Source organism: Pedococcus sp. NPDC057267, from assembly GCF_042668795.1.
In the GTDB taxonomy this organism is placed as follows: Bacteria; Actinomycetota; Actinomycetes; order Actinomycetales; family Dermatophilaceae; genus Pedococcus.
This window is the reverse complement of the sequence record NZ_JBHUYG010000002.1, coordinates 86,572-99,415: the sequence shown is the minus strand read 5'-3', so window position 1 is coordinate 99,415 and position 12,844 is coordinate 86,572. Positions and strand designations below refer to the sequence as shown.

Here is a 12,844-nt window from a genome sequence, read left to right as displayed (position 1 = left end):
GCCTGGAACCGTGACACATCGCCCGGACGTGACCGACGAGCTGGGGGCTGCCCTGCGCGAGCGGATCCTCGTGATGGACGGCGCCATGGGCACCATGATCCAGCGGGAGGGGCTCGCCGAGGAGGACTACCGCGGCGAGCGGTTCGCCGACTGGGCCGAGGACCTCAAGGGCAACAACGACCTGCTCTCCCTCACGCAGCCGGGCGTGATCCGCGGCATCCACGACGCCTACCTCGAGGCCGGTGCCGACCTCATCGAGACGAACACGTTCAACGCCCAGCGCATCTCCCTGGCCGACTACGGCATGTCCGACCTCGCCTACGAGCTGAACGTCGCTGCCGCGCGCCTGGCCCGCGAGGCGTGCGACGCCATGACAGCGCGCACCCCGGACCGCCCGCGCTGGGTGCTCGGCGCCCTCGGCCCCACGAACCGCACCGCGTCGATCTCCCCGGACGTCAACGATCCGGGCAAGCGCAACGTCTCCTACGACGAGCTCGTCGAGGCCTACCTTGAGCAGGCCCGCGGGCTGGTCGACGGCGGCTCCGACGTGCTCATCGTCGAGACGATCTTCGACACCCTCAACGCCAAGGCGGCGATCTTCGCCCTCGAGACACTCTTCGAGGAGCACGGCCGCCGCTGGCCGGTCGTCATCTCCGGCACCATCACCGACGCTTCCGGCCGCACCCTCTCGGGTCAGGTGACCGAGGCGTTCTGGCACAGCGTGCGGCACGCGCGGCCCCTCGCGGTCGGGCTCAACTGCGCCCTGGGTGCCGCCGAGATGCGCCCGTATGCCGCGGAGCTGGCCCGCGTCGCCGACACCTTCGTCTCCTGCTACCCCAATGCCGGGCTGCCGAACCACTTCGGCGAGTACGACGAGACGCCGGACGCCATGGCTGCGGTCGTCGGCGAGTTCGCGCAGGCGGGCCTCGTCAACCTCCTCGGTGGCTGCTGCGGCACGACGCCCGACCACATCAAGGCCATCGCCGAGGCCGCCTCCGGCGAGCAGCCGCGGGTGCCCGGGGAGGCGTCGCCCGCCCTGCGGCTGTCGGGGCTGGAGCCGCTGACCGTCACGGACGAGTCGCTGTTCGTCAACGTCGGCGAGCGGACGAACATCACCGGCTCCGCGCGGTTCCGCAAGCTCATCCAGGCCGAGGACTACCCGACCGCGCTCAACGTCGCCCGCCAGCAGGTCGAGGCCGGCGCCCAGGTCATCGACGTCAACATGGACGAGGGGATGATCGACGGCGTCGCCGCGATGGACCGGTTCCTCAAGCTCGTCGCCTCCGAGCCCGACATCTCCCGCGTCCCGCTGATGATCGACTCCTCCAAGTGGGAGGTCATCGAGGCCGGCCTCAAGTGCGTGCAGGGCAAGCCGATCGTCAACTCCATCTCGATGAAGGAGGGCGTCGAGAAGTTCGTCGAGCAGGCCCGCCTCTGCCGCAAGTACGGCGCGGCCGTCGTCGTGATGGCGTTCGACGAGGAGGGCCAGGCCGACAACCTCGAGCGGCGCAAGGTCATCTGCCAGCGGGCCTACGACATCCTCACGCAGGAGGTCGGCCTGCCCGCCGAGGACATCATCTTCGACCCCAACATCTTCGCGGTGGCCACGGGCATCGAGGAGCACGCGGCCTACGGCACCGACTTCATCGAGGCCACGCGGTGGATCAAGGAGAACCTCCCCGGCGCGCTCGTCTCCGGCGGCGTCTCCAACGTCTCGTTCTCGTTCCGCGGCAACAACCCCGTGCGCGAGGCGATCCACGCCGTCTTCCTCTTCCACGCGATCCGCGCGGGCATGGACATGGGCATCGTCAACGCCGGTGCGCTGGTCGTCTACGACGAGATCGACCCCGAGCTGCGCGAGCGGATCGAGGACGTCGTCCTCAACCGGCGGCCGGACTCCACCGAGCGCCTGCTCGAGATCGCCGACCGGTTCAACAGCAGCGGCGAGGCGGCCGAGGAGACCGCCGAGGAGTGGCGCTCGCTGCCGGTCGAGGAGCGGATCACCCACGCCCTCGTCAAGGGCATCGACGACCACGTCGAGACCGACACCGAGGAGCTGCGCGCCCTCATCGAGGAGCGCGGCGGCCGCCCGATCGAGGTGATCGAGGGCCCGCTCATGGACGGCATGAACGTCGTCGGCGACCTGTTCGGCAGCGGCAAGATGTTCCTGCCGCAGGTCGTGAAGTCGGCTCGGGTCATGAAGAAAGCCGTGGCCTACCTCATCCCGTACATCGAGGCCGAGAAGACCGACGCCCCCAAGCGCGCCAAGGGCAAGGTCGTCATGGCCACCGTCAAGGGCGACGTCCACGACATCGGCAAGAACATCGTCGGCGTCGTCCTCCAGTGCAACAACTACGACGTCGTCGACCTCGGCGTCATGGTGCCCGCGCAGAAGATCCTCGACGCCGCCAAGGCCGAGAACGCCGACGTCATCGGCCTCTCCGGCCTCATCACGCCCAGCCTGGACGAGATGGTGAACTTCGCCGCGGAGATGGAGCGCCAGGGGTTCGACCTGCCGCTGCTCATCGGCGGGGCGACCACCTCGCGGGCGCACACGGCCGTCAAGGTCGACCAGAGGTACCACGGGCCCGTGGTGTGGGTGAAGGACGCGTCACGGTCCGTCCCGGTGGTGTCGCAGCTGCTGTCGGACGAGCAGCGCCCGAAGCTCATGGCGCAGGTGGAGGCCGACTACGACTCGCTGCGCGCCCGGCACGCCGCCAAGGCCACCGAACGCCCGCTGGTCTCCATCGAGAAGGCGCGGGCGCACGCCACCCCGATCGACTGGACGGCATACCACCCGCCCGTGCCGCACCTCGTCGCCGCGCAGGAGAAGGAGCTGCTCCGGCGCCAGTCCGGCGCGCGCGGCAAGGTCCCGACCCAGTTCGTGAAGACCTTCCACGACTACCCGCTCGACGAGCTGCGCGAGTACATCGACTGGGGACCGTTCTTCCTCGCCTGGGAGATGAAGGGGCGGTTCCCCGACATCCTCAACAACCCCGCCACCGGGGAGGCGGCGACCCGGCTCTGGCGCGATGCGCAGGAGATGCTGGACCGCATCATCGAGGAGCGCTGGCTGCGCGCCGAGGGCGTCATCGGGCTGTTCCCGGCCAACGCGGTCGGCGACGACATCGAGGTCTACACCGACGAGAGCCGCGAGCACGTCGCGACGACGCTGCACACCCTGCGCCAGCAGGGGAGCCACCGCGAGGGCGTGCCCAACCGGGCCATGTCCGACTTCGTCGCGCCGCGGGAGTCGGGCCTGTCCGACCACGTCGGGGCGTTCGCCGTGACGGCCGGGCTCGGGTCGCAGGAGCGGGTCATGCAGCTCAAGGCCGAGGGCGACGACTACAGCGCGATCATGCTCGAGGCCCTCGCCGACCGGCTGGCCGAGGCGTTCGCCGAGCGCATGCACGAGCGCGTCCGCCACGACTTCTGGGGCTACGCGCCGGACGAGCACCTGACGGGCGACGACCTCATCGCCGAGAGGTACACCGGGATCCGCCCGGCGCCGGGCTACCCCGCCTGCCCCGACCACACCGAGAAGGAGGTCCTCTGGGACCTGCTGGGGGTCAAGGAGCAGACCGGGATGGAGCTCACCGAGTCGATGGCCATGTGGCCGGGGGCCTCGGTGTCCGGCTGGTACTTCTCCCACCCGCAGTCGCAGTACTTCGTCGTGGGACGGCTCGGGCGGGACCAGGTCGAGGACTACGCGGAGCGCAAGGGCTGGAGCCTGGCCGAGGCCGAGCGCTGGCTGTCCCCCAACCTCGGCTACATCCCGGAGGACTGACGCCGACGCGCGCGTTTCCCCCACTTGTTGCCACCTCGTGGTCACCGAGGGACCGTTTCGGGGCTGTCGTGACCACGTGCTGGCAACAAGTGGGAGGGTTTGGAGCTGGTATGGCGCGGGGTGCCGGGTGGTGTCGGGACCGGCACCTAGAGTGCGTGGCATGGTTCCCGCCCTGTCCCCGAGCCGAGCGTCGGACTTCAAGCAGTGCCCGCTGCTCTACCGCTTCCGAGCCGTCGACAAGCTCCCCGCCCCGCCCTCGCCGGCGGCGGCGCGCGGCACGCTCGTCCACGCGGTCCTGGAGCGGCTGTTCGACCTGCCGCCCGAACAGCGCACCCCCTCGGCCGCGGCCGAGCTCGTGGGACCGCAGTGGCAGCAGCTGGTCGAGCAGGAGCCCGAGCTCGCCGAGATGATCGCGGGGGACGAGCAGCGCACCCTCGACTCGTGGTTCGGTGAGGCCAACGCGCTGATCGAGACCTGGTTCACCCTCGAGGACCCGACCCGGCTCGAGCCCGCCGAGCGGGAGCTCTACGTCGAGACCGACGTCGACGGCCTGGTCCTGCGCGGGTACGTCGACCGCCTCGACGTGGCCCCCGACGGCGCCATGCGGGTCGTCGACTACAAGACCGGTCGCTCCCCCAGCGAGCTGTTCGAGGGCAAGGCGCTGTTCCAGATGAAGTTCTACGCGCTCGTGCTCTGGCGGCTGCGCGGTGAGATCCCGCGGCTGCTCCAGCTGGTCTACCTCGGCAACGGCGAGGTGGTGCGGTACTCCCCCGACGAGCACGACCTGCTCGGGCTCGAGCGCAACCTCAAGGCGGTGTGGGGCGCCATCGAGCGCGCAGCCACCACCGGGGACTGGCGGCCCAAGACCTCACGGCTGTGCGACTGGTGCGACTTCCGCCAGTTCTGCCCCGCCTGGGGCGGCACGCCGCCGCCGCTCCCCGAGGATGCGGCGCGGATCGCCCTCGACCCGGGCATCTCGGGCCAGGTCGTCCCGGCAGACGACTAGCCCCGACGCACCCCGTCGAAGAGGGTCCGCAGGTCGCGCGGGCCGAGCCCGCGCAGGCTGGGCGCCTGCACGGCACCGGCGATGACGGGCACCGGCACGACGTGCGGGACCGCGAGCGTCGGCACGCCTGCGCCCACGGCCGACCGGACCCCGGTCGGCGAGTCCTCGATGGCCACGCACTCGCTCGCCTCGACGCCCAGGGCGCGGGCGGCGGCGAGGTACGGCTCCGGGTGGGGCTTGCCGTGCTCGACCTCGTCGCCGGTGATGACGGCGGCGAACGTGCCCTCGGGCAGGGCGCCGACGACCGCGTCGGCGAGCGACCGCCACGACATCGTCACCAACGCGCTCGGCACGGACTCGGCGGCGAGGGCCTCGAGCAGCTCCAGCGCACCGGGGCGCCACGGCACGTGCTCGCGGACCTGGGCGATGACCCGCTCGAGCAGCCGGTCGATGATCTCGAGCGGGTCGAGGTCGACGGGGCTGTTGTCGCGGATGAACTGCGCCGACACCATGAGGTCGTTGCCGACCAGCTCGTGGGCGTACGCGTCGCTCCAGACCCCGCCGGCCTCCTCGACGATCGCGTGCTCGGCCGCGATCCAGTACGGCTCGGTGTCGACGAGGGTGCCGTCCATGTCCCAGAAGACGGCGGCGGGCAGGTCGGTCACGTCGGCCGAGTCTACGTGGGCCTGCGCACCCTCCCGACCACGGGACCGTAGGCTGGGAAGACCGGCACCCCGCCGGTGCGCGAAGGAGGAACGGTGATCGAACTCGAGGACGTGCCGGAGCTGGACAACCCGGTCGTGATCGCCGCCTTCGAGGGGTGGAACGACGCGGGCGAGGCAGCCACCGCGGCCATCGACCACCTCGTCGACGTCTGGGACGCCGAGCCGATCGCCGCCCTGGACCCCGAGGAGTACTACGACTTCCAGGTCAACCGTCCCCGGGTCGTCCTGGACGACGGGCGGCGGCGCATCCACTGGCGCACGACGCGGATCCTCGTGGCCTCGAGCTCGGGGCTGGACCGCGACGTGGTGCTCGTCCAGGGCATCGAGCCGTCGTTCCGGTGGCGCGCCTTCACGATCGAGCTGATGGAGTTCGCCCAGGAGGTCGGAGCCAGCACCGTCATCACGCTCGGCGCGCTCATGGCCGACGTGGCGCACACCCGGCCGATCCCGGTGACGGCGACCTCCGAGGACGAGGACGTCATCCACCGCTTCGACCTCGAGCCGAGCCGGTACGAGGGCCCGACCGGCATCGTGGGCGTGCTCGCCGACGCGGCCACCCAGAGCGGGTTGCAGTCGATCTCGTGCTGGGCCGCCGTGCCGCACTACGCGGGCCACACGCCGTCGCCCAAGGCCACGCTCGCCCTCATCTCGCGGCTCGAGGAGCTGCTCGACGCGCCCATCCCCCACGGCGACCTCCCCGAGGGCGCCCGCGCGTGGGAGCGCGGCGTCAACGAGCTCGCCGAGACCGACGACGAGGTCGCCGAGTACGTCCAGTCGCTCGAGCAGGCCCAGGACACGGCTGACCTGCCCGAGGCCAGCGGTGACGCGATCGCGCGCGAGTTCGAGCGGTACCTGCGCCGGCGCGGCCAGGACGGCGGGCCGCAGCCCGGCCCGGCGGGTCCCGCCTAGACCCGGACGCCGAGGATGGCGTCGACGGCCCGGGCCAGCACGCCGGGTGCCGCCTCGTCGTCACCGCCGACGGTGAGCGTCCGGTGGGCCCAGCGGTCCACCACGGCGAGGGCGCCGGGGGTGTCGAGGTCGTCCGCGACACGGGCCCGCAGCTCCTGCACCGCACCGTCGGACGAGGGCGCGGCGGCCACCGAGAACGCCGCCCGCCACCGGTCGAGCCGCTGCTGGGCCTCGGCCAGGCCGGCGTCGGTCCACGACCACTCGGTGCCGTAGTGGTGGGCGAGCAGCGCCAGGCGGATGGCCATGGGGTCCATGCCGTCGGCGCGCAGCTTCGAGACCAGCACGAGGTTGCCGCGGGACTTGCTCATCTTCTCGCCGTCGAACCCCACCATCGCCTGGTGTGCGTACGTCCGGGCGAAGGGCCGCTCGCCGGTCAGGACGGTGGCCTGCGTCGCGCTCATCTCGTGGTGCGGGAAGACGAGGTCGGTGCCGCCACCCTGGACGTCGAACGCCATGCCGAGGTGGTCCAGCGCGATCGAGGTGCACTCGATGTGCCAGCCCGGTCGCCCGTCGGGCAGCCCCTTGGCCGCCCACGACGGCTCCCCCTGCCGGGCGGCGCGCCACAGGAGCGGGTCCAGCCGGTCGCGCTTGCCGGCGCGGTCGGGGTCGCCGCCCCGCTCGGCGAAGACGGCCAGCATCTGCTCGCGGGACCAGTTGGAGACCGAGCCGAAGCCGGGGTCACGGGTGAGGTCGAGGTAGATGTCGTCCCCGGCCGACGAGTCCGGCGTGTCCACGGCATACCCCGCTCCGGACTCCAGCAGCGCCTGCACTGCCGCGGCGACCGGCACGATGCTCTCCACGACGCCGACGTACTGGTCCGGGGGGATCACCGCCAGCGCCGTCATGTCCTCGCGGAACAGCGCGATCTCGTCGGCCGCGAGCTGCTCCCAGCTGATGCCGTCGCGCTCGGCCCGCTCGAGCAGCGGGTCGTCGACATCGGTGATGTTCTGGACGTACTGGACGCGGTGCCCGGCGTCGCGCAGCGCCCGGCCGAGCACGTCGAAGGTGACGTAGGTGGCGGCGTGACCCATGTGCGTCGCGTCGTAGGGCGTGATCCCGCAGACGTACAGGCGCGCGGTGGGTCCGGGCGTGAGGGCCCGGACGGCCCCGGTCGAGGTGTCGAAGAGCTGGACGGGGCGACCGGTGCCCGGCACGGAGGGGATGGAGGGCGTGGGCCAGGAGATCACGGGCGAAGCCTACGTGGGCTGCTCAGAGCGGCGGCCAGGGGATGGCAGGCCACTGCCCCGACGGCGTGGGGTATGCCGCGGCCGCGAGCAGGGCGCGGCAGCGCGCCTCCAGCGCGGCCACCTCGGCGGGCGTGAGGAGGACGTCGAGCGCACCGCGCAGGTCCGAGGTGCCGTCCGAGACGGCCGACAGCACGCGCTCCACCCGGGCCAGCTCCTCCTCGGCCACGGGCTGGCCGGCGAAGCCCCACAGCACGGTCCGCAGCTTGCGCTCCTCGTGCAGGCTGACCCCGTGGTCGAAGCCGCGCAGCCCGCCCTCGACCCGGACGAGGTGCGAGCCCTTGCGGTCCGCGTTGTTGATCACCGCGTCGAACACCGCGACCGACCGGGCGGCCGGCGTGTCCTCGTGCACGACGACGACCGCCCGCCCGCGCTCGTCCTCGCCCCGCAGGACCGGGAGCCACCCCTGCGGCACGCGACCTGCCGGCACGACGTCGACCGGGTGCTCGGGCACCTCCTCGGGGTCGCCGACCCAGCGCTGCACCGACCCGGGGCCGTGGGGACCCTCCCGGAGCACCGTCGCCGGGACGACGTCCCAGCCGCCCAGGTCGCTGATGAGCCGGGCTGCCACCTCGCGGGCCGCGAGCGAACCGTCCGGGAAGTCCCACAGCGGCCGTTCACCGGAGATCGGCTTGTAGACGGCGAGCGGCCCCTCCTCGGAGCCGAGGCGCACGAGCAGCGCCAGGTTGGACGCGTCGGCGAGGGCGCCCAGCACGACGAGGTCCGCCGTGGTGAGCAGGTCCTCGACGGCGTGAGGGTCGCGCGGCCACCCGCTCAGCGCTTGTAGCCGTTCGCGCGCGGACAGATGTGGCCTTCTGGCTCCAGGGGGCCGCCGCAGAACGGGCACGACGGGCGGCCGGCGGAGACGACGGACTGGGCCCGGCGGGCGAAGGCCCGTGCCGTCGCGGGCGGGAGGACCACGCGGATCTGGCGGGGCTCCTCGGTCAGGACCGACGGGTCGAGGCTGGCCTCCGGGTCGTCGGGGTCGCGGTCGAGGGCCTCGATGACGACGACGCCGCGGGCCTCGTCCCAGGCGAGGCTGAGCGTGTTGACCCGGAACTCGTCCTCGATGGGGGTGTCCAGCGGCGCGTTGTCGACGAGGGCTGCAGCGGCGTGGTCGCCACCCGCTCCCCCGGCGTAGCTGTCCAGCAGGTCGTTGATCCGGTCGGCCAGGACCGACACCTGCTCCTTCTCCAGCGAGACGCTCGTGAGCCGCCGGCCCGAGCTGGCCTGGAGGAAGAAGGTGCGCTGGCCCGGGGGGCCGACGGTGCCGGCCACGAACCGGTCCGGGGGGTCGAACTCGACGAGCGCCATGGAGCGAGCCTAACCGGCGCCCCCGCCCACGGCGGCGTCGGCAGGGGGCGGCTCCTCGGTGTGGAAGCGGGAGAGGTCGGGGGCGACGTCGTTGGCGGCGAGCAGGAAGGTGTGCCGGCCGCCGTAGCGCACCACCGACACCGACGCAGGGTCGGCGGTGTACCGCTGGAACCGGCCGAGGCCGGCCCCGGTCGCGTCGGCGAGCACCGCCTTGACGAGGTCGCCGTGCGTCACCGCAGCCCACACCGCGTTCTCGCCATGGGCCTCGCGCACCTCGGCGTCGTGCCGCTGCACCGCGCGCACGACCCGGTCGGACATCTCGGCGAGGCTCTCCGCGGCATACCGCTCGTCGTCGGGGAAGCGCGCCGAGGCGGGGTCGTCCTGCACGGTGGACCACAGCGGCTCCTTGGCGAGCTCGCTGAGCTTGCGGCCGGTCCACGCGCCGTAGGCGCACTCCTGCAGCTCGTCGTCGACCGCGACGTCGGCACCCACGGCCGCCGCGATGACCTCGGCGGTCTCGCGGCACCGCTCCAGCGGGCTGCTCACGACCCGCGCGAGCTCGGCACCGGAGAACCGCTCGGCCAGCCGCGCCACCTGCTCGCGCCCCCGGTCGCTGAGGTGGATGCCGGGCAGGCGCCCGGCGAGGATGCCGTCACCGTTCGACGTGGAGTGGCCGTGGCGGACGAGGATGACGGTGGGCACGCACGAACCATACGTGTGGGTGCGTGCCCGGACGCCCCCGGCGTGGTGGAGTGTCCCCGTGATCGTGGACCAGGCCATCTACCGGCGAGGGCGTCGTGAGCCGTGCGGCGACCTCAGCGAAGCCCTCGACGCCCTGCGCGCCGACGACGAGAGCACCGACTTCCTCTGGATCGGGCTCAAGGACCCGACGTCAGCGGAGTTCGACCTCGTCAACGAGGAGCTGCAGCTGCACCCGCTCGCCGTCGAGGACGCCGTCAACGGCCACCAGCGGGCCAAGGTCGAGCTGTACGACAACACGATGTTCGTGGTCCTCAAGCCACTGCGCTACATCGAGGAGACGTCGGACATCGAGACCGGCGAGGTCATGATGTTCGTCGGTGACCGGTTCGTCGTCACGGTCCGGTACGGCGAGGCCGGCCCCCTGAGGGCGGTGCGCGCCAAGCTCGAGTCCAACCCCGAGATGCTGTCGCACGGGGCCATCGCGGTGCTGCACGCCGTCACCGACGCGGTCGTCGACAACTACCTGGCCATCGACGCCGAGCTGCAGGACGACCTCGAGGAGATCGAGCAGTCCGTCTTCGCCGGGTCGCAGACCGTGACGTCGGAGACCATCTACCGCCTCAAGCGCGAGGTGCTCGAGTTCCGCAGGGCGGCGACTCCCCTCGCGGCTCCCCTGCGGATGCTGCACGACGGGTCACGCTCACCACTGCCCGACAAGGAGGTCCGGCTCCTGCTGCGTGACGTCGCCGACCACCTGCTGCGGGTCACCGACCACATGGAGTCCTACGACCGCCTGCTGACCGACATCCTCAGCGCGCACCTGGCGCAGATCTCGGTGCAGCAGAACAACGACATGCGCAAGATCTCTGCGTGGGTGGCCATGGCCGCGGTGCCGACGATGATCGCCGGCATCTACGGCATGAACTTCGACCACATCCCCGAGCTGCACCTCTACTACGGCTACTACGGCGCGCTGGGCCTCATGGCGGCGGCCTGCCTCGTGCTGTACCGCATGTTCAAGAGGTCGGGCTGGCTGTAGCGCGGCGGCCTCCCCCGGAACGGCCCTCCCCCGGAACGGTCCTTCCCCGGACCGCCGGGTCCGGGGAAGGCGGGCACCGGTCAGGTGGCCGACATCGCTCCCGTGGCGAGGACCACGGCGAGAACGAGGCCCAGGGCCACGCGGTACCAGACGAAGGCCGTGATCTTGTTGCTCGAGACGAACCGCAGCAGCCAGGCGATCGAGGCGTAGGCGACGACGAAGGCCACCACGATGCCGACGGCCATCTGGGCGCCGCCGAGCAGCTTCAGGTGGTCCTTCTCCTGCACGGCCTCGAACAGGCCGGCCGCGGTGAGGGCCGGGATCGCCATGAAGAAGGACAGGCGCGTCGCCGACACGCGGTCGATGCCGCGGAAGAGCCCGGCCGAGATCGTGGCGCCGGAGCGCGACACCCCGGGGATGAGCGCGAAGCACTGCACCAGGCCGATGACGAGTCCGTCCCTGAGGGTGACGCCACCCTCCGTGCGCTCCACGCCCTCGCGCTCGAGCTTGCCGTGCCGCGACTCGGCGAGCCACATGACCACGCTCCACAGGATGAGCGCGGCCGCGACGACCCACAGGCTGCGCAGCGGCCCGCTGATGAGGTCCTTGGCGAGGAAGCCGACGATCCCCACGGGGATCGAGCCGACGATGACGGCCCAGGCGAGCTGGTAGTCGTGGTGGGTGCGCGCCTCGGCGCTGCCGAGGCCGCGGAACCACGCGACGAGGAGCCGCACGATGTCGCGCCAGAAGAACAGCAGCGTCGCCAGGATCGCGCCGACCTGGATGATCGCCGTGTATGCCGTGATGGCGGGGGCGTCGACCTGCAGCCCCAGCAGCTTCTCGGTGATGGTGAGGTGCCCGGTGGAGGACACCGGCAGGAACTCGGTGAGGCCCTCGACGATGCCGAGGATGATGGCCTGGAGGAAGCTCAGGGTCACTGGTCTGCTTTCGTGGGGGCGGGAACGGCGGAGCCAGTGTCCCGCATGAGCTCGGCCATGGTGCGCACGACCCGCAGGCGGTCCTCGAGGGCACCGGCGAACGGCGCCACGGACAACGTGCCCACGCCGGCATCGGCATACCGCTGGAGCCGGTCGCGGATGCGTTCCGGCGGCCCGATGAGGGTGGTCGCGTCGATGAACTCGAACGGGACGGCGGCCGCCGCGTCGCGGTGCTGCTTGGCCAGGTAGAGGTCCTGCACCTTGGCTGCGGCCTCCTCGAACCCCATGCGGCAGGCGAGCCGGTTGTAGAAGTTCTGCTCGCGCGAGCCCATGCCGCCCACGTACAGCGCGGCGTACGGGCGGATGGCGTCGGCCGCGGCCTCGACGTCGTCGGCGACCACGACCGGTACGGACGGGGCGATGTCGAAGCCGGCCAGCGGGTCGGTGCCGTCGGCGCCGTGGCCGGCGCGACGGCGCCCGGTGCGCACGGACTCGACGAGGTCGCCGGAGTGCTCGGGGCTGAAGAAGATCGCGTGCCAGCCGTCGGCGACCTCCCCCGCCAGCTCGAGGTTCTTCGGCCCGACCGCTGCGAGGTAGAGCGGGATGTGCGGGCGCGGCGGGTGGACCGTGAGCTTGAGCGCCTTGCCTGGTCCGTCGGGCAGCGGCAGCGTGAAGTGCTTCCCCTGGTAGGACACGGTCTCCCGGCGCAGGGCCATCCGCACGATGTCGACGTACTCGCGGGTGCGGCCCAGCGGCGCGTCGAAACGCACGCCGTGCCAGCCCTCGCTCACCTGTGGCCCGCTGACGCCGAGGCCGAGTCGGAAGCGTCCGCCGGAGAGGGTGTCGAGGGTTGCGGCCGTCATCGCCGTCATCGCGGGGGTCCGGCCCGGGATCTGCATCACCGCGGCACCGAGCCCGATCCGCTCGGTCTGCGCGCCGATCCACGCCAGGACGGTGGGGACGTCGGACCCGTACGCCTCGGCCGCCCACGCGACGGCGTAGCCGAGCCGGTCCGCCTCCTTGGCGACCGCGACGTTGTCGCTGTCCACCCCCATGCCGAAGTAGCCGAGGTTCACGCCGAGTTCCATGGGGCGAGGTTAGCGGCGGGCCGTCCCGGCTC

General features: G+C 72.0%; 11 protein-coding genes. 4 read left to right on the top strand and 7 right to left on the bottom strand.

Features of this window, described 5'->3' with window-relative positions:
- Window positions 1-73: 73 nt before the first annotated feature.
- Both metH and ACFUC1_RS01165 read left to right on the top strand, forming a co-directional pair.
- The gene (gene metH, locus ACFUC1_RS01170; RefSeq protein ID WP_379116074.1) at window positions 74-3,787 is read left to right on the top strand and encodes a methionine synthase; all 3,714 of its coding nucleotides are present in this window, start codon (window positions 74-76) and stop codon (window positions 3,785-3,787) included.
- A gap of 160 nt (window positions 3,788-3,947) precedes the next feature.
- Window positions 3,948-4,793, top strand: coding sequence for a RecB family exonuclease (locus ACFUC1_RS01165; RefSeq protein WP_379116051.1), 846 nt, complete (start codon window positions 3,948-3,950; stop codon window positions 4,791-4,793).
- On the opposite strand, the gene ACFUC1_RS01160 is transcribed toward ACFUC1_RS01165, so the two are convergent.
- Entirely contained in the window at window positions 4,790-5,458 is a 669-nt protein-coding gene (locus tag ACFUC1_RS01160) for an HAD family hydrolase (RefSeq protein ID WP_379116050.1), read from the bottom strand. The two genes, ACFUC1_RS01165 and ACFUC1_RS01160, sit on opposite strands and share 4 nt — an antisense overlap.
- 93 nt (window positions 5,459-5,551) lie before the next feature.
- Here ACFUC1_RS01160 and ACFUC1_RS01155 point away from each other — a divergent pair, with 93 nt between their 5' ends.
- Window positions 5,552-6,427 carry a PAC2 family protein gene (locus ACFUC1_RS01155; RefSeq protein WP_379116049.1) on the top strand — a complete coding sequence of 292 codons (876 nt, stop codon included), beginning with the start codon at window positions 5,552-5,554 and terminating at the stop codon, window positions 6,425-6,427.
- Here ACFUC1_RS01155 and mshC read toward each other — a convergent pair.
- The 4 genes from mshC to ACFUC1_RS01135 are packed head-to-tail and all read right to left on the bottom strand — an operon-like array spanning window position 6,424 to window position 9,747.
- Window positions 6,424-7,674, bottom strand: a complete 1,251-nt coding sequence (gene mshC, locus ACFUC1_RS01150) for a cysteine--1-D-myo-inosityl 2-amino-2-deoxy-alpha-D-glucopyranoside ligase (RefSeq protein ID WP_379116048.1) — start codon at window positions 7,672-7,674, stop codon at window positions 6,424-6,426. The two genes, ACFUC1_RS01155 and mshC, sit on opposite strands and share 4 nt — an antisense overlap.
- Window positions 7,675-7,696: 22 nt before the next feature.
- Window positions 7,697-8,470, bottom strand: a complete 774-nt coding sequence (locus ACFUC1_RS01145; protein ID WP_379116073.1) for an SCO1664 family protein — start codon at window positions 8,468-8,470, stop codon at window positions 7,697-7,699.
- Between the two features lie 35 nt (window positions 8,471-8,505).
- Complete coding sequence (locus ACFUC1_RS01140; RefSeq protein WP_379116047.1) at window positions 8,506-9,045, bottom strand: DUF3090 domain-containing protein; 540 nt, start codon at window positions 9,043-9,045, stop codon at window positions 8,506-8,508.
- A 9-nt stretch (window positions 9,046-9,054) separates the two neighbouring features.
- A complete protein-coding gene (locus ACFUC1_RS01135) occupies window positions 9,055-9,747 on the bottom strand; it encodes an MSMEG_4193 family putative phosphomutase (RefSeq protein WP_379116046.1) in 693 nt (230 codons plus the stop codon).
- Window positions 9,748-9,805: 58 nt separating this feature from the next.
- Here ACFUC1_RS01135 and corA point away from each other — a divergent pair, with 58 nt between their 5' ends.
- Window positions 9,806-10,786, top strand: a complete 981-nt coding sequence (gene corA, locus ACFUC1_RS01130; protein WP_379116045.1) for a magnesium/cobalt transporter CorA — start codon at window positions 9,806-9,808, stop codon at window positions 10,784-10,786.
- Between the two features lie 80 nt (window positions 10,787-10,866).
- Here the strand turns inward: corA and ACFUC1_RS01125 are convergent, their stop codons facing one another.
- Together ACFUC1_RS01125 and ACFUC1_RS01120 are read right to left on the bottom strand one after the other, a co-directional pair.
- Complete coding sequence (locus ACFUC1_RS01125) at window positions 10,867-11,724, bottom strand: undecaprenyl-diphosphate phosphatase (protein WP_379116044.1); 858 nt, start codon at window positions 11,722-11,724, stop codon at window positions 10,867-10,869.
- Window positions 11,721-12,812 (bottom strand): LLM class F420-dependent oxidoreductase, encoded by a 1,092-nt coding sequence (locus ACFUC1_RS01120; protein ID WP_379116042.1) that lies wholly within the window; start codon window positions 12,810-12,812, stop codon window positions 11,721-11,723. The genes ACFUC1_RS01125 and ACFUC1_RS01120 overlap by 4 nt, the downstream gene beginning before the upstream one ends.
- Window positions 12,813-12,844: the final 32 nt, after the last annotated feature.

What these genes read in the sequence shown, in the direction of transcription:
- metH (WP_379116074.1), top strand. Translation starts at nt 74, where the DNA reads ATGGACGGCGCCATGGGCACCATGATCCAGCGGGAGGGGCTCGCCGAG.
- ACFUC1_RS01165 (WP_379116051.1), top strand. Translation starts at nt 3,948, where the DNA reads ATGGTTCCCGCCCTGTCCCCGAGCCGAGCGTCGGACTTCAAGCAGTGC.
- ACFUC1_RS01140 (WP_379116047.1), bottom strand. Translation starts at nt 9,045, where the DNA reads ATGGCGCTCGTCGAGTTCGACCCCCCGGACCGGTTCGTGGCCGGCACC.
- ACFUC1_RS01120 (WP_379116042.1), bottom strand. Translation starts at nt 12,812, where the DNA reads ATGGAACTCGGCGTGAACCTCGGCTACTTCGGCATGGGGGTGGACAGC.